Source organism: Haloarcula onubensis (genome assembly GCF_031624605.1).
Taxonomy (GTDB): domain Archaea; phylum Halobacteriota; class Halobacteria; order Halobacteriales; family Haloarculaceae; genus Haloarcula; species Haloarcula onubensis.
In genome coordinates this window covers 114,989-129,602 of sequence record NZ_JAMQOS010000005.1, presented here as the reverse complement: position 1 = coordinate 129,602, position 14,614 = coordinate 114,989, and the positions used below count along the sequence as shown (strand labels likewise).

Sequence of the window (14,614 nt, the reverse complement as noted above, 5' to 3'; positions counted from 1 at the left end):
TTACACTATCATCGTCGCTGCGGAGGCGACGCTCCCGAACCGTTCCGCGACTTCCCGCGAGATGGGGCCCTTGAGTTCGGTCCCGCGCGGGTCCTCGTTCTCGTCCACGATGACGGCCGCGTTGTCTTCGAACTTGACGCGGGTGCCGTCGGGACGGCGGATTGGTTTACGCTGGCGGACGACGACGGCTTCGAGCACCTGGCGACGCATCTCGGGCGTCCCCTTGGTGACCGACACCGTGATCTTGTCGCCCAGCCCCGCCTTCGGGTGGCGGTTCTTCGTCCCCGAGTAGCCGTGGACGGAGATGACTTTCAGCTCGCGTGCGCCGGTGTTGTCGGCACACGTGATGAGCGAGCCCTTCTCCAGGCCCTGGGTGACGTCGGCGTTCATCGCCTCCATTATTGCTCACCGTCCTCGACAGCCACTACGACGTGGCTCTTCGTCTTCGAGAGCGGTCGACACTCTGCTATCGTGACCGTGTCACCGACCGCGAGGTCGAGACAATCGGGTGCGTGAGCCGGGACGCGGCTCCGCCGCTTCATGAAGCGGTCGTATTTGGGCACCTTCACGTCGTACTCGCGTTCGACGACGACGGTCTTCTCCATGTCAGTGGAAGCGACCTCTCCGTTCAGTGTCTGCCCGCGCACGGAGAGCTCTCCGTGGAAGGGGCAGTTCTGGTCGGAACAGGCCGTCTCCGGTTCCTGTACGTTCAGTCCTAGCGCCATTTGGAATCACCTGCGTTCGCTGTGCGTCGAGCGGGACGGGCGAGTAGTCGCTCGCCCTCGACGCGGACGGTCTTCGTTCGCGGCTCGTCGCCGCTCACGTCGGTCGAGGCGCTTTGCGCCTCGCAGTCCACGTCGAACGCGAACGTCGCGCTGTCCTTCGGCACGTGCCACACCCGAGTGTCTCGCTCGATGGTCAGCAGCTGCGTCGTCTCCATGACGACGCGGCCGCTGATACCGACGGCGTCCGGGTTGGACGCCGCGACGACCTCGACGTCGAGGCCGACGAGTTCGTGTCGCGTGAGCGTCTCGGGTGTCAGTGGCATTATTCGTCCTCCGACTGGAGGTCGCCTTCTTCGCCCTGAATCGTCTTGATTCGGGCGATGGCCTTCTTCAGTTCCTTGATGCGGCCCGGGTTCTCCGGGGCGCCGCCCGCCGCCAGCGTGGCGCGAGCGTTGAGCAGCTCCGTCTTGAGGTCGTCGAGTTCCGCCTCGCGTTCGGCGGGCGTCATGTCGCGAATCTCCTGGACGTGGAGGACGGCCATTATTCGTCAGCCTCCTCGGTGTCGTCCGACGCCTCGTCGGCGTCGTCCATCTCGTCCATGAGCTCCTCGGCTTCGGCTTCGACGTCCTCGTCGAGTTCCTCCTCGACGGCGTCGTCGAGTTCGTCGACGTCGACGTCCTCGACGTCCTCGTCGGTCGGAACGTCGACGTCGTCTTCGATGACCTCCTCGTCGACCGCGTCAGCGGCCTCGTCGGCCTCGACGCCCTCGTCGGGCTGGTCGTGGTCGACCTCGGTGGTCTCGGCGTCCTCGGGTTCGCCTTCGAGGAGTTCCTCGACGGACTCGCCCTCCGCGTCGGCGACGTAGTCCTCGACCTCGACGTCGTCGTAGATCTCGAAGTCGTCGGGGAGTTCCGCGTCCGGCGGGATAATCCGCACCTGGACACCGATGGTGCCCAGCTTCATCACCGCGACGCCGACGCCGCTGTCGACGATCTCCTCGGCGGGCTCGCCGTTGTGCTTGATGTAGCCGCGGTTGAACTTCTCCACGCGCGAGCGTGCACCGGTGACCTTCCCGGAGAGGACGATTTCCGCGCCGAGCGCGCCCGACTCCATGATTCGGTCGATGGTGGTGTGGCCGGCCTTGCGGAAGTACCAGCCGCGTTCGAGGGCGTTGCCCAGGCGGTCCGCGACGATGCGGGCGTTGAGGTCCGGCTCCTCGACTTCCTGGACGTCGACCTGCGGGTCGTCGAGGTCGAAGCGCTCCTCGAGTTCCGTCGTTATCTTCCGGATGTTCTTCCCGCCCTTGCCGATGACCATCCCCGGCTTCTCGGCTTTGAGGACGATCTGTGTGCCCATCGGCGTCTTGGCGACGTCCATGCCGCCGTAGCCGGCGCGACCGAGTTCGTCTGCGAAGAACTCGTCTATCTGGGTCCGCTGGAGGCCGTCCTCGATGAACTGCTGTTCGTCGGCCATTAGCCTTCGACCTCCTCGAGGACGAGTTCGACGTCGACCTGCGTGGAGTTCCACGCCGAGGCCCGACCCATCGCTCGCGGTTTGCGACCCTGCGACTCGCCGACCTTGTGGGCGGCGACGTGCATTATCTCCATGGCTTCACCGTCGAAGCCCTGGTGGTCGGCGTTCCCGATTGCGTTCTCGAGCAGGTCCTGGAAGGCCTCGCTGGCCTTCTTCGGGTAGCGACCCGCGTCCCAGCCGTCGACCTTCGACTTGTGGCCGACCCCGGAGTTGTGCTGTTTGAACGCGACCGGCTGGTCGCCGGCGATGACCGAATCGAGGAACTCGACGGCGTCGCCGGCCGTCTTGCCCTTTATTTCGCGGGCGATGGCCTTGCTGTGCTTGATGCTCATCTGCCGCTCCCGGAGCATGGCTTTCGCGGTGGTGTCCGGGTCGGCGTCGACTGAGTAGCTGATTCCCATGATTACTTGAGCGGTACGAATTTCGAGGAGCGTGTCGCCCCGATGCCGGCCTGACCGTGTTCGACCGAGGTTCGGGTGAGCTGGAACTCACCGAGGTAGTGGCCGAGCATCTCGGGCTCGACTTTCACGCGCTCGAACTCCTGACCGTTGTGGACGGCGAAGGTGAGGTTGACCATCACCGGCACCACCGGCATGTCGCGCAGGTGCGTGCGAATGGGGTTGTTGGCCGTCGCCTCCTCCTCGGCGTCGCGGGCCTTCTCGAGGAGCTTCTGTTTCTCCTCGGTCAGACCGCGTTCGATACTTCGCCGCTGGCGAGCGGGGAGCAGTTCCGCGACTTCCTCGAGCTCCATGTCCTGCAGCTCGTCGAGCGTGTGGCCCCGGAAGGAGAACTCTCCCTCGTGGCCGATTTGGTACTCTGAACTCATTCGTTACCACCTCGACCGGTCCGCTTCGAGGCGATATCCCCGACTTTGCGGCCCGGTGGGGCGTTGCGGGAGATGGACTTGGGCTTGCCGGGGTGCTGTCGGCCGCCGCCACCGAAGGGGTGGTCGACGGCGTTCATCGCGACACCACGGACGCGTGGGTACTTCGTCCCGCGGGCTTTCATCTTGTGATGCTTGTTGCCGGCCTTGACGAACGGCTTGTCCGTCCGGCCGCCACCGGCGACGACGCCGATGGTCGCGCGGCACTGCGGGTCCAGTCGCTTCATCTCCCCGGAGGGGAGTTTGACGACCGCGACGTTGCGGTCGTGGGTGAGCAGGGTGGCGTTGACGCCCGACGAACGGGCGAAGCGGCCACCGTCACCGGGGCTGGACTCGACGTTACAGACCGGGACCCCCTCGGGAATCTCCGCGAGCGGGAGCGTGTTCCCGGGGGCGATTTCGGCGCTGACGCCGACCTGCAGTTCGTCGCCCACGCCCACGCCCTCCGGCGCGAGCACGAGGCGGTGGTCGCCGTCCTCGAACTCGACGGCCGCGACGGGCGCCGAGCGGGCCGGGTCGTGTTCGATGTCCACGACGGTGCCGGCGATGACGTCGCCGTCTTCGACCTTGCGGTGCTCTAAGTCTGCCTTGTAGCGGTGCGAGGGCGCCCGGAACGTGGACGTCCCGCGACCGCGTCGTTGTCCCTGGATTCGTCGTCCCATCGTTAGAACACCCCGATTCTGGAGGCGACTTCCTGGGCGTCGTCGTCAGCCGAGAGGCGAACGACGGCCTTCTTCTCGCCGTCCATCGTGTTCTGCGTGTTCACGCCGACGACGGTGACCTCGTACTGGGACTCGACGGCCTCGGCGACCTCCTGTTTCCCAGCGCTGTCGTCGACGACGAACTGGAGCTTGTTCTGGAAGTCCATGTCGTTCATGGCCTTCTCCGTGACGTGGGGGTACTTGATGACGTCCCAGGTCATCGGGAACCGACCTCCTCGACTGCGGACTCCGTGAAGACGGTGAGTCGACCGGGCGCGCCGCCGGGCGCGAGGTCCTCCGCGTTGACCTCACGGGCGGTGGCCACGTCGACGCCCGCGAGGTTGCGGGCGGCCGTCGAGGGCTCCTCGCTCGTCACGAAGAGGATAGAGGAGGGGCGGCGGTACTTCCGACCGCGCATCGAGCCCTTCCCGGCCTTGATCTTCGTCTCGTCGGCGCGCTCGATGTCTGCCGCGACGTCGAGCGCTTCGAGCAGCCCCAGGACCTCCTGGGTCTTGACCAGGTCCTCGAAGTCGTCGGCGACGACGACGGGGACCTCCTCGGCGTCGAACTCGTGGCCGCGCTCGGCGACGAGTTCGGCGTCCGTCGTGGCGGCGAGCGCCGACCGCACCGCGAGCTGGCGCTCCTTGTCGTTGATGTCGATAGAGCGGTCTTTCTCGGCTTTCGGCGGGTGGGCCGCGCGGCCCTTGACCGCCTGCGGGACGCGGCGGGCACGGCCGTCCTGCTGTGGGACGTGTGCCTGGCCGCGGCCGCTACCGAACGACTCCGCGGGCGTGCGGAGGCCGGCGTACTCGTCGGCCCCGTAGTCCTGCTTTCGGTTTGCCTGGGCGGCGTGAACGGCCTTGGCGATGAGGTCCGCGCGCACCGGTGTCTCGAAGACATCGGGGAGCGTGACCTCGCCGTCGGCCTCGCCGTCCAGATTGTGGATTGTTGCCTGCATGGATTATCCCTGGTTCGATTCCGTGGAGACGAAGCGCACCTCGGGGTCGAGGCGCGGCTGGTCGTTCGGTCGGACCGCGGGCCGGAAGCGCACCAGGCGCTTGTCCGGACCGGGCACCGAGCCCTTCACGAGCGTGTATGGGCCGTCGACCTCGCCGTAGTTGACGAAGCCGCCGTCGACGGTGGCGTCGTCGCCCTCGCCGATGTCGATGAGGCGCTTGTTCAGTTCGGTGCGCTGGTGGTAGCCGGTCTGGCCCTGCTGGGGGACCGTCGAGCGCACGCGAGACGGGTTCCACGGGCCGAGGTTGCCGATGCGTCGGCGCCAGCCCTGGCGGGCGTGCTTGCCCTTCCGCTTCTGGACGCCCCAGCGCTTGACGGGACCCTGCGTCCCTTTGCCCTTGGTGACGCCCGCGATGTCGGTGTACTCACCGGCGCGGAAGACGTCGTTCATCGAGTGCTCGCCGCCGTCCTCGACGAGGTCGAGGGCGTGGTCGAGTCGGTCCGAGACCGAGCCACCGCCGACGCGAGTCTCCATCACGTCGGGCTTTTTCTTCGGGACGCTCGGGACGGCGTCGGGGACGGTGTGCGTGATGAGACGCACATCCCCGAGGTTGCCGGCCGCGAGAGCGTCGCGTACCTGTTCCTCAGCAGCGTCCGGGTCGTGGTCCTCCGGCAGGTTGAGGGTCCGGTCGAGGTCCGAGTGGAACTCGTCGGTCCAGACCTCCGTCAGCGGACGCTGACCGTACGGCGTGTCTTCGTACGCACGCAGGGCGACGGCGCGCATCGGCGGCGTCTCGACGACTGTCACCGGGACAGTCTCCTCCATCCCCTCGCGGGGGGAGTTGGGTTCGTCGTTGACCAGCACGACGTGTGTCATGCCGGCCTTGTAGCCGGCGAACCCCTGGACGCCCGGCTGGCCGTCGTCAGAGGGCCAGCTGTTGAAGCGAGGCGTCTCGCTCGTCGAGCGCTTGCGCGGGCCGAAGCCCAGCGAGCCTTTGCGTGGTCTGCTTGGTTGTGGCATTCGTTTACTCCGTGAGGGTTAGACAGGCGAGGGAGGCGAACATCGCTTCTTCAGTTCGCACGACCTCGCTGCCCTGGTTCGGAACCGTATTCAGCCAGAGGTCGAACCCTGTGGATTCGTCGTCTGTCTGGTCTCCGACGGCGTCCGGGTCCACGTCGAGTATGGACGGGAGTCCACGCTCGGGTGCCCCGAAGGCGACTGTCATGCCGCCCTCGCTCTCGCGCCGCTGGGCCAGCTGGCCCAGACGGCGGGTCGTCGCCAGCTCACCGTACCGCGATGACGCGATGGTGAGTCCGGCGTCGTCACGCGAGAGTGCCATGTCGAGGTCCGCGGAAACGACGTCGAACCCCGACAGTGGGGCGTCGACGAGTTTCGCCCGGACCGGCCGTCGCGAAGAGACCCTGACGGTCACGCGCTCCCCCTCGCCCGCGTCCATACCGTCTGGAACGGGGAGGGAGATCGGGTGTTGCATACCGCAATTGACCCGAACGCGCCCATCAGCTCCGACCTCGGTCACGATTCCCTGTCTTAACGACCCCGAACCCTCGGATCCGGAGCCGGTCTGTGAACGCACGCGGAGCGGCGGCAGGACGCCGACGTACTCTAGTTCGTCCCGCTTGCCCCACATCTCCTTTCGGAGGTGTGGCGGCGTCGCGGCGTACCGCAGCACGGTTTCGACGAACCCGTCTTCCCACTTGCCGGCCCCGTCGGGGTCCGGATACACGGTCAGCCGGTCGACCCGGAACACGGTGGCCGCGCGGGCCACGTATCCCAGTTTGCGAGTCGCCTCGCGTCGGTCCTCGGCCTCCCGTGTGAGGGAGTCGGGCACGAGTACGCTGGTCGTCATGCCGTGACGCTTCCACGTCGCGCCACTAGACTGTAGCGATACTACTCCGGCCCTACGGTAAAAAGACCCCGCTTCGCGCGTGCGTTGAGATTCGTTCACACGCCCCCTCGGCGCCCGTGCCGTGGGAACGCGCCACACATCGATTGCCGCTTCCGAAAGCTAACAGTATGGGCACAGTATGCATACCAGCTGCCAGTTCGATACCCACGCCGGCCCCCAGTTTCCCCCGTGAAACGCAAGGCTTTTTACTATCACCCTCGCCACTTTGGAATGCAGAGAGGCGACGTGCGAAACGGTGCGCGCTGGTACCGAGCGACCCCACGTGGTCGCGAGGGTCAGGGCGAAGGAAGTGAGCGCTGGTAGTGTAGTTGGTATCACGTGACCTTGCCATGGTCACAACCTGGGTTCAAATCCCAGCCAGCGCATTTCTGTCGACGCAAACCGACGAGCGAAGCGAGTCGCGTTTCGAGACGAAATCGTTCTGCGGATTTGAGCCCTATCAGACGCGCGCAGCGAAACGAGCACGTCTGAGTCCGGTTCAAATCCCAGCCAGCGCATTTCTCTTCATCCAAACTTCCAAGCGGCGCGTTTCATCGCGCCGCGTACTGGACGCTGTGAATGCGACAGGGATTTGAACTACGGAAATCCGAGCGGAGCGAGGATTTGCATCGAGTTCAAATCCCAGCCAGCGCATTTCTACCGAACACAAGACCCCGAGCGACCGCTGTGCGTGTCGCTCGATTCGTGTGAGGGGTAACTCTCTCGGCTCTGCGTAGCGGCCGAGAGAGGGGAGCGGGTCCGTTCGACGGGGCGGCACATACTTGCTGTTTCATGGCCATATGCGGGATATGTCCGACCTCGTGCCGAGTGACCTGGTTCACGGTAAGATAACGCGCATCTCGAACAGCGGCAACGGGATACTGGATTACGGCGACGGGGAGATCTCCGTCGGTCCGGTCCGACCCGATGCGGTCGGTTTGTCCGTCGACGCGGTAGTCTACGACGAGACTCTGGCACTCTGTCTCACGTCAGCGGCGCGGTCGGAGTTCTACGACAACAGGATACGCGCGCAGACGAGCCAGCTCATCGACAACCCGCCGACGGACTGCCCGGGCGTGGGGGAACTGATAGACGTCGAGCTCTCGGGACGCAACTCCGCCGGGAAGGGGAACGCGACGTTCTGTGGACTGCCGGTCCGTATCCAGAACGTCCCCGAGGGCACCAAGGCGGGCGAGAAACTGGCGGTCAAAGTCCTGCGTATCGAGCCGAGCCGCCTGTTCGCCACGGCGCTTACCGACCTGAACCTCCGGGACCGACTCCCGGAGGTCGGCGAAACGTTCAGTGCACCGGTGTCGGACCGGACACAGAGCGGGAACGGGGTCGTCGATTCCTTCGTCGGCCATCGCATCAATCTGGGACCAGTCACACCGGACGCCGTCGGCACGGAGGTTGAGGCCGTCCTGCTTGACGAGGAGTTCGCGTTCTGTCTGACCGAGGGAGTGGTCGGCCCGGAGTACGTCGACGCGATGGCCCCCCACGTCACCGAGGCAGTACTGGACAGGTCCAGGGACCTCGCTCGCGCGCTGGGACGTGACACTGCCGACGATGCGCTCCCGGGGCGAGTAGTTCGCCCCGTTCGAAAGCGCCGGAGCGGGTTCAGCCGTACGGTCCGTGAGGCGTACGACTACCGGTGCGCCGTCTGTGGCAACCGGTGGCAGGACGAGGACGGCTACTTCGAGGTCGAGGCGGCGCACATCTACCCGGTCGCCGGCGCCGATAGCGCGGACGAGTTCGAGGGCGGGCCGGACGCCCTCCAGAACGGGATGGCCCTGTGTCGGACACACCACTGGGCGTTCGACCACGGATGGTTCGGTATCGACGACGACTACCGCATCGTCGCCCGGGACGACCCGTCACGAGACGGGTACGACGAGATGGCGGTGTACGACGGGGAAGAGCTGTACCTGCCGTCCGACCGGTCGGCGTGGCCAGCGAGACATTACTTGGCGTACCACCGGACCCGAATCTGGAACGGTGGGGCGTAGCTCGGGAAGGCCACGGCCGCACCGGACTGACCGCTCACGGCATCGCGCTCTGTCTCGTCGACCGCCTCGGCCACCTCGCCGAGTCCGCGTCGAAATTACTCGGTTTCGGTCCGCAGGCGGTCGACCGCCGCCCGGAGCGGCTCGGTGACCACCGGTTGGAGGGATAGTCGTCGCTCCTCTATGTGAGATACCGCCGCTGGTCGTCGATAATAGATGGCCAGGTGGTTGCAAGGCGGCAGCGAAGCGTCGACAAGCACCAGCGTTAGGAGCGAGCCACGCGCAGCGAACAGTATGACCTGTATCGGATTTCTGTCGGTCGCACCGGTCGTCGAGGAGAGCATGGCGCCCTACGTCGCGGACGCGGTCGCCGCCCTCGACGAGTTCGACGTCGAGTACGAGACGACGCCGATGGGCACGGTGATAGAGGCCGACGACAGCGAGGAGTTGTTCGCGGCGGCCCACGCCGCCCACGAGGCCGTCGGCGCACAGTCCGACCGCGTCGAGACGTTCCTGAAGATAGACGACAAGCGCGGGGTCGACCAGCGCGCCAGCGAGAAGGTCACACGCGTCGAGGACGAACTGGGCCGCGAGGCGCGAAGCGGTAGTGGTGGAGATTAAAGGGCAGGGTGGCAAAGACCGGGTATGAACACGCTCAATCGGATGGCCACGGAACTGGTCGACGAGGCCATCGACTTCGCCGACGAACTGACGATAGACGTCCACGCACTGGAGGGCGACGCCGCCGTCCTCGACTTCGGCGTCGAAGTCCCCGGCGCCGTCGAGGCCGGACTGGTGCTCGCGGAGCTCCAGACGGCCGGGCTGGCGACGGTCCAGACCGGGATGGCCCAGGTCGACGGCGCGCCCCTGACACACGTCGAACTCGCGACGGACCACCCGGCGCTGGCGCTGCTCTGTTCCCAGAAGGGCGGCTGGGAGCTGGCGACCGACGACTTCGAGGGGCTGGGGAGCGGCCCGGCCCGCGCGCTGGTCGCCGAGGAGGATATCTTCGGCCGTATCGGCTACCGAGAGGACGAGCAGTTCGCCGTCCTCGCCGTCGAGACCGACCAGCTACCCGACCAGGCCGTCGCCGCGCAGGTTGCCGAACGGACCGGCGTTCCGGAGACGGGCGTGTTCCTGCCCGCCTTCGCCACCGCGAGCGTCACCGGCAGCGTCGTGAGCGCGGCCCGAGCCGCCGAACTCGCGGTCTTCCGGCTGGCCGAACTGGGCTACGACCCGGCGGAGGTGCTCTCGGCGAACGGCCGCGCGCCGGTCGCCCCCGTCGCCGGTGACGAGGCGGCCGCGATGGCCCGGACCACGGACGCCGTAGCCTACGGGAGCGAGGTCCACCTGACCGTCGACGAACCGGTCGAGGATGTCGAGGCCGTGCCCTCCGTCGCGGGCGCGGAGTACGGCCGCCCGCTGGAAGGCGTCTTCGAGGAGGTCGACTGGGACTTTACGGACCTCCCCGTCGAACTGTTCGGGCCCGCGAAGGTGACCGTCGACGTAGTCGGCGGCGACACCCACGTCGTCGGCGAGACCCGCGAGGACGTACTGGCCGAGAGCTTCGGGCTCTGAGCGGATGCGCTACAAGGTCGCCCCGCCGGCCCGGTCGCTCGACTTTCTGCGGACGGCCCGCGGGACGATACCGCTCGTCCCGGACGCCGAGGCGGACTGCTGTGGCGCCATCCAGCGGTCGACTGACGTCCCCGACCGCGAGACGGCGCGGGAGTATCTGACCTTCTTGCAGGCGCTCGGATTGGTCGCCGAGAGCGAGCGGGGGTACCACCGGACCCGCGAGGACGTGGACCGCGAGGCGCTCGCAACGGCCTACCGCGGGCAGGTGTTCCCCGTCGCCGAGCTACTGGACGCCGTGGCGGCGGGTGCGGACAGCACCGAAGCCGCGTTCCGGGCAGTGCGCGAGGAGATTCCGCGCTGGGAGCGCGAGCGCGACCCCGAGTGGGAGCGCCGCTGGCGCGAGCGGGTCGACAACCTCCTCGGGTGGGCGGTGGTGTTCGACCTGGTCGCCGTCGAGGACGACCGCTTCACCCCCGCTCAGTAGGCGATTCCGACCCGCTCGCAGCCGTGGCTACCGTTGACGGCCGCGTCGTAGACGAGGGTCGCCACGTCGCCGCTCGACACCGACTGGCCGCCGTCAGGGAGGTAGTCGACCGCGGTGCGGTAGTGGTTCGTCGGCGGGCCGTCGGGCATCCGAGGCGGGCAGACGAGCGTCCAGTCGAGTTCCGAGGGACGGAGGCGGTCGTAGACCGTTCGGTGGGCGGCGGCGAGTGGGCGCAATCCCGCGCGAAAGCCGTCGGTTTCGAGCCGAAGCCGCCCCGGCGTGGCCTGGAGGATACCCGCGGCGGCCACCGCGACCAGTCGCTCCACCCCGCCCGCGCCCATCGCCGCGACGAGATTGTCGATACCGGCCCCGAGGACGGCGAGGTCGTCCCCGTCGGGCCCGAGCGCGCTACAGACGGCGTCCTGGCCGTCGATTGCGGCCGCCACGGACTCGGGGTCGGTCACGTCGCCCTCGACGACCGCGACGTCCCGGGGCGCCCGGTCTGCGTCCCGGACGAACGCCGTCACGCGGTGCCCGCCGGAAACGGCGTACTCACAGAGGCGTCTCCCGACGCGCCCACTGGCTCCGAAAACGAGCAGTTCCATAGCGTCGCGAAGCACTCGACGGATAAAGCGAGGGTACCTAACGGCGTCAGTCCGTCCGGACATCGGTCACGGTGCCGACGCCCTTCGAGCGGCCCTCGCGGAAGACGAACTTCTGGCCCTCCTCGACGAGGTACGACCGGAACTTGAACCGGACCCTCGTCGTCCCGGCGTCGCCGGGCAGTAACTGTCCGTCCTCGGGGTAGAACTTCGCTGCCTCGCTGACGGTCTCTAAGTGGACGACCGGCTCGTAGCCGTCGCCGATGCGGGTCGGGTGGTTCAGCACCATCACCTCCGCCTCGAACTCCCGGACTGGGTCGGGGTCGGCGTCCCGGGGGAGCAACACCATCCCGCGCTCGATGTCGGCCTCCCGGACCCCCTTGAGCGCGATGCCGACGATGCGGCCCGCTTTGGCCTCGTCGACGCGGTGGTAGTGCATCTCGATAGAGCGCACGTCGACCTCGCGAAAACCCCCGTCCTGCATCGGTCCCAGCAGCAGTTCGTCGCCGGCCTCGACCTCGCCCGATTTGACCGTGCCCGAGGCCACCGCGCCGACGCCCTGGACGTTGTATGTCCGGTCGATGTACATCCGGAACTCCCCGACCTCGCCGCCGGTCTTTGGCAACCGCTCGAACATCTCGTCGAGCGTGTCCAGCCCGCACCCGGTCACGGCGCTTGTCGTCACGACGGGGACCACCGTCTCCGATATCTCCTCGATGGCGGCGTCGACGCCGTGGCGCTCGACCCGAAGGGGCGTCTTGTCGACCTCGCGCAGCGCTCGCTCGACCTCCCGTTCGACCTCGGAGACGCGCTCGTCGGTCACGAGGTCGGTCTTCGTGAGCGCGACGATGGTCGGCAGTTCGGTCGCGAGCAGGATGCCCAGATGCTCGCGGGTCGTCGCCGTGACGCCGTCGTCGGCCGCGACAGTCAGGAGCCCGTAGTCCAGTTTCTGGCCCACCAGCCCGCGGATGGTGGTCCGGAGCCACGGCTCGTGGCCGACGGTGTCGACGAAGCTCACGAGCCGGTCGGACTCCTCGACGATACGGGCGCGGTCGGTCTTGCGGTGGGGGTTGTCCATCCTGACCGGCCCCTCGTCGTCGAAGCCGTAGACGCCGTAGGAGAGGTCCGCCGAGAGGCCGCGTTCGACCTCGTGGGGCTGGACGTCGAGGAACCCCCGCGTCCCGCCCTCGCCGTCGTCGGCCTCGCCGGTGACGAGCGACCCCACGAGCGTTGACTTGCCGTGGTCGACGTGGCCCGCCGTCCCCACCACGATGTGGTCGTCGTCCTCGAGCACCGCGCCCTCGCGGACGGTGGCGACGCCGACGATGCCCTGTGTGGCGTCGCCCTCACTGTCGGCGCCGCCGGTACCGTCGTCGGCCTCCCTGGTACCGCTGTCGACGCCCCAGGTCTGGACCGCCTCGATGTGGGCTCCTGCCTCGTCGGCCAGCAGGCTCAGGACATCCATCGACTCGGAAAACTCCGCCGGCGAGATGCCGGCCAGACCGCCGTCGTCGGTGACGCCGACCACGTAGGTGGCCTCGCCCTCCCCGGAGAGGACGCGGTGGCGAAGCTGGGCGGCCAGCGACTCCAGTCGTCCCTCCGACAGATGTAGTTCCTCGGTGAGCCGTTCCTTGAATTCGACGCTGCCACCCTCCTCCTCGCCGCGGTCCAGCGCGCGCTGAAGGACGGCCCGGTCGGGGCTCATGAGGGTCCGTAGCGGAGGGGCAGATAAAAGCTTTCCCCGGGTATGGGGTCGCTTACCGCTGTTGAGCACGGTGGGTGGCTCTATCTCTCACAGTAGGCTCGGGCGAGCATTTATCTGGCAAGCCGGAACCAGCCCGACCCATGTAGCGGAGTCGCCGGCGGGGAGCAGCGGTCGCGCGGTGTCGCCCCCGTCGAACGTCGCCAACCCGACACCGCCAGCACGCCCTACCGGTACGGCTCGACCGCTTCGAGGAAGCCGTCGGCGTAGCTCGCCTCGGTCACGCGGTCCGCCCGGGCGAGCGCCGTCTCGTCGGCGTTGGCGACCGCGACCGACTCCCCGGCCACCTCGAACACCTCGGCGTCGTTCTCTGAGTCACCGACCGCGAGGAACTCCGTCGGCTCCCGGTCCAGTTCGGCACAGACCGCCACCAGCCCCGTCCCCTTGTCGATGCTGGGGTCGGTCACGTGGTAGGCGAAGCCGGTGTCGAGAAACTCCAGTCCGTGCTCCTCGGCCAGGCGTCGCAGCGGTTCCTCCGGTTGGGACAGGTCGACGACCACCTCGGTCTCGCGCCACCGGTTGGCCAGGTCGACCTCGCCGAAACCCATCTCGTAGCCCAGTTCGCGGTACGCCTCGGCGACCGCGAGACACGCGGCCTTGTCACCCCGAATCCGGAGCGTGTCCGTGGCCTCGACGAACACCACCCCGCCGTTCTCAGCGATGACGGTGTAGTCGATGCCGACGAACTCACAGAGAGCGATGGGGTACGGCATCGCCTTGCCCGTCGCGACGACGACCGGCTCGGGCCACTCCGAAAGAACGGGAAACACGCGCGGGTCGACGGCCCGTGTTTCGTCGGTGAGTGTCCCGTCGATATCGACCACCAGCGGCGGTGTCTCGGTCATACGTGGAGTGACGCCGGCACGGATTTGGTCGTTGCGGTCCCCCTCTCCGGTCCGAGAGCCTCAGTCGTCGGTGAGCGTCTCGTAGGCCGCCTGCACCCGTTTGAACTCCCGTTCGCTCCCGCTGTCGGTGTCCGGATGGACCTCCTTGACCCGCTCGCGGTAGGCCTGCTTGACCGCGCTCTCGTCGGCGCCGGGGCTCAGGTCCAGTCGGTCGTAGGCCTCCGCAGGTGTGGGCCCCGACGACCGCTGGACCCGCTGTCGACCTCGCGTCTGTTGTCGCCCGCCTCGGGCCTGCTGGCGGCGGGCTCGCGCCTGTCGAACGCGCTCGGCGGTCCGGCGGGCCCGTCCGTCGCGGGGCGGTTCCCACTCCTCGCGCGGGCCCGCGCCGAAGCCGCCGCGGCCGTCGGTCCGGCGAGCGCCACGCCCGTCGGTCGCGGCCCGCCGCTCGACGCGCTCGTAGACGCTCGCGGCCATCCGCCCGCTGAGGTGGTAGTACATCAGGTACGTCGAGGCCCCGAACATCAGCGCCAGGAAGAGCACGGCCGGGCTGGCCAGGATGCCCACCGCGGTCAGCACGGCTGTGAGGACGCCGAAGACGACCGCGATTCCCTTCGTGAGCCGGTCGTACTGCACG

Annotated in this window: 20 protein-coding genes and 1 tRNA gene; 5 read left to right on the top strand and 16 right to left on the bottom strand. The window is 67.7% G+C overall.

The features are described from left to right. From NDI86_RS15265 to NDI86_RS15210, 12 genes are read right to left on the bottom strand one after another with little or no spacing between them, the layout of a single operon-like run. Positions 1 to 399 carry a 50S ribosomal protein L14 gene (locus tag NDI86_RS15265; RefSeq protein WP_310901302.1) on the bottom strand — a complete coding sequence of 133 codons (399 nt, stop codon included), beginning with the start codon at positions 397 to 399 and terminating at the stop codon, positions 1 to 3. Continuing rightward, positions 399 to 725 carry a 30S ribosomal protein S17 gene (locus NDI86_RS15260; protein WP_310901301.1) on the bottom strand — a complete coding sequence of 109 codons (327 nt, stop codon included), beginning with the start codon at positions 723 to 725 and terminating at the stop codon, positions 399 to 401. Before NDI86_RS15260 ends, NDI86_RS15265 begins: the two co-directional genes overlap by 1 nt. Next, a complete protein-coding gene (locus NDI86_RS15255; RefSeq protein WP_310901300.1) occupies positions 716 to 1,048 on the bottom strand; it encodes a ribonuclease P protein component 1 in 333 nt (110 codons plus the stop codon). Before NDI86_RS15255 ends, NDI86_RS15260 begins: the two co-directional genes overlap by 10 nt. Then, positions 1,048 to 1,266 (bottom strand): 50S ribosomal protein L29, encoded by a 219-nt coding sequence (gene rpmC, locus NDI86_RS15250; protein WP_310901299.1) that lies wholly within the window; start codon positions 1,264 to 1,266, stop codon positions 1,048 to 1,050. Before rpmC ends, NDI86_RS15255 begins: the two co-directional genes overlap by 1 nt. After that, positions 1,266 to 2,198, bottom strand: coding sequence for a 30S ribosomal protein S3 (locus NDI86_RS15245; protein ID WP_310901298.1), 933 nt, complete (start codon positions 2,196 to 2,198; stop codon positions 1,266 to 1,268). The genes rpmC and NDI86_RS15245 overlap by 1 nt, the downstream gene beginning before the upstream one ends. After that, positions 2,198 to 2,659, bottom strand: coding sequence for a 50S ribosomal protein L22 (locus NDI86_RS15240; protein WP_310901297.1), 462 nt, complete (start codon positions 2,657 to 2,659; stop codon positions 2,198 to 2,200). The genes NDI86_RS15245 and NDI86_RS15240 overlap by 1 nt, the downstream gene beginning before the upstream one ends. Positions 2,660 to 2,661: 2 nt before the next feature. After that, positions 2,662 to 3,084, bottom strand: coding sequence for a 30S ribosomal protein S19 (locus tag NDI86_RS15235; protein WP_310901296.1), 423 nt, complete (start codon positions 3,082 to 3,084; stop codon positions 2,662 to 2,664). Continuing rightward, positions 3,081 to 3,803, bottom strand: coding sequence for a 50S ribosomal protein L2 (locus NDI86_RS15230; protein WP_310901295.1), 723 nt, complete (start codon positions 3,801 to 3,803; stop codon positions 3,081 to 3,083). Before NDI86_RS15230 ends, NDI86_RS15235 begins: the two co-directional genes overlap by 4 nt. Before the next feature lie 2 nt (positions 3,804 to 3,805). Beyond that, entirely contained in the window at positions 3,806 to 4,063 is a 258-nt protein-coding gene (locus tag NDI86_RS15225; protein WP_310901294.1) for a 50S ribosomal protein L23, read from the bottom strand. Then, a complete protein-coding gene (gene rpl4p / locus NDI86_RS15220; RefSeq protein ID WP_310901293.1) occupies positions 4,060 to 4,800 on the bottom strand; it encodes a 50S ribosomal protein L4 in 741 nt (246 codons plus the stop codon). The genes NDI86_RS15225 and rpl4p overlap by 4 nt, the downstream gene beginning before the upstream one ends. 3 nt (positions 4,801 to 4,803) lie before the next feature. Beyond that, positions 4,804 to 5,820: a 50S ribosomal protein L3 gene (gene rpl3p, locus NDI86_RS15215; protein WP_310901292.1), complete on the bottom strand. Its 1,017-nt coding sequence runs from the start codon at positions 5,818 to 5,820 to the stop codon at positions 4,804 to 4,806. Between the two features lie 4 nt (positions 5,821 to 5,824). Then, the gene (locus NDI86_RS15210) at positions 5,825 to 6,667 is read right to left on the bottom strand and encodes a putative RNA uridine N3 methyltransferase (protein WP_310901291.1); all 843 of its coding nucleotides are present in this window, start codon (positions 6,665 to 6,667) and stop codon (positions 5,825 to 5,827) included. Positions 6,668 to 7,020: 353 nt separating this feature from the next. On the opposite strand from NDI86_RS15210, the gene NDI86_RS15205 reads away from it, so the two are divergent. From NDI86_RS15205 to NDI86_RS15185, 5 genes are all read left to right on the top strand, one after another. After that, positions 7,021 to 7,092: transfer RNA gene (locus tag NDI86_RS15205), tRNA-Gly, on the top strand. A 423-nt stretch (positions 7,093 to 7,515) separates the two neighbouring features. Further along, on the top strand, positions 7,516 to 8,712 hold the full coding sequence (locus NDI86_RS15200) for an HNH endonuclease (RefSeq protein ID WP_310901290.1): 1,197 nt from the start codon (positions 7,516 to 7,518) through the stop codon (positions 8,710 to 8,712). A 291-nt stretch (positions 8,713 to 9,003) separates the two neighbouring features. Next, positions 9,004 to 9,330: an MTH1187 family thiamine-binding protein gene (locus NDI86_RS15195; protein ID WP_310901289.1), complete on the top strand. Its 327-nt coding sequence runs from the start codon at positions 9,004 to 9,006 to the stop codon at positions 9,328 to 9,330. 24 nt (positions 9,331 to 9,354) lie between these two features. Continuing rightward, positions 9,355 to 10,287: a methenyltetrahydromethanopterin cyclohydrolase gene (mch, locus tag NDI86_RS15190; RefSeq protein ID WP_310901288.1), complete on the top strand. Its 933-nt coding sequence runs from the start codon at positions 9,355 to 9,357 to the stop codon at positions 10,285 to 10,287. Positions 10,288 to 10,291: 4 nt separating this feature from the next. Next, a complete protein-coding gene (locus NDI86_RS15185; protein ID WP_310901287.1) occupies positions 10,292 to 10,771 on the top strand; it encodes a double winged helix-containing putative transcriptional regulator in 480 nt (159 codons plus the stop codon). Here NDI86_RS15185 and NDI86_RS15180 read toward each other — a convergent pair. From NDI86_RS15180 to NDI86_RS15165, 4 genes are all read right to left on the bottom strand, one after another. Beyond that, on the bottom strand, positions 10,765 to 11,376 hold the full coding sequence (locus tag NDI86_RS15180; protein WP_310901286.1) for an NAD(P)-dependent oxidoreductase: 612 nt from the start codon (positions 11,374 to 11,376) through the stop codon (positions 10,765 to 10,767). The two genes, NDI86_RS15185 and NDI86_RS15180, sit on opposite strands and share 7 nt — an antisense overlap. A 46-nt stretch (positions 11,377 to 11,422) precedes the next feature. Continuing rightward, positions 11,423 to 13,078, bottom strand: a complete 1,656-nt coding sequence (locus NDI86_RS15175; protein ID WP_310901285.1) for a GTPBP1 family GTP-binding protein — start codon at positions 13,076 to 13,078, stop codon at positions 11,423 to 11,425. Positions 13,079 to 13,302: 224 nt separating this feature from the next. Then, entirely contained in the window at positions 13,303 to 13,980 is a 678-nt protein-coding gene (locus NDI86_RS15170) for a phosphoglycolate phosphatase (RefSeq protein WP_310901284.1), read from the bottom strand. 60 nt (positions 13,981 to 14,040) lie between these two features. Then, a complete protein-coding gene (locus NDI86_RS15165) occupies positions 14,041 to 14,613 on the bottom strand; it encodes a J domain-containing protein (protein WP_310901283.1) in 573 nt (190 codons plus the stop codon). Position 14,614: the final 1 nt, after the last annotated feature.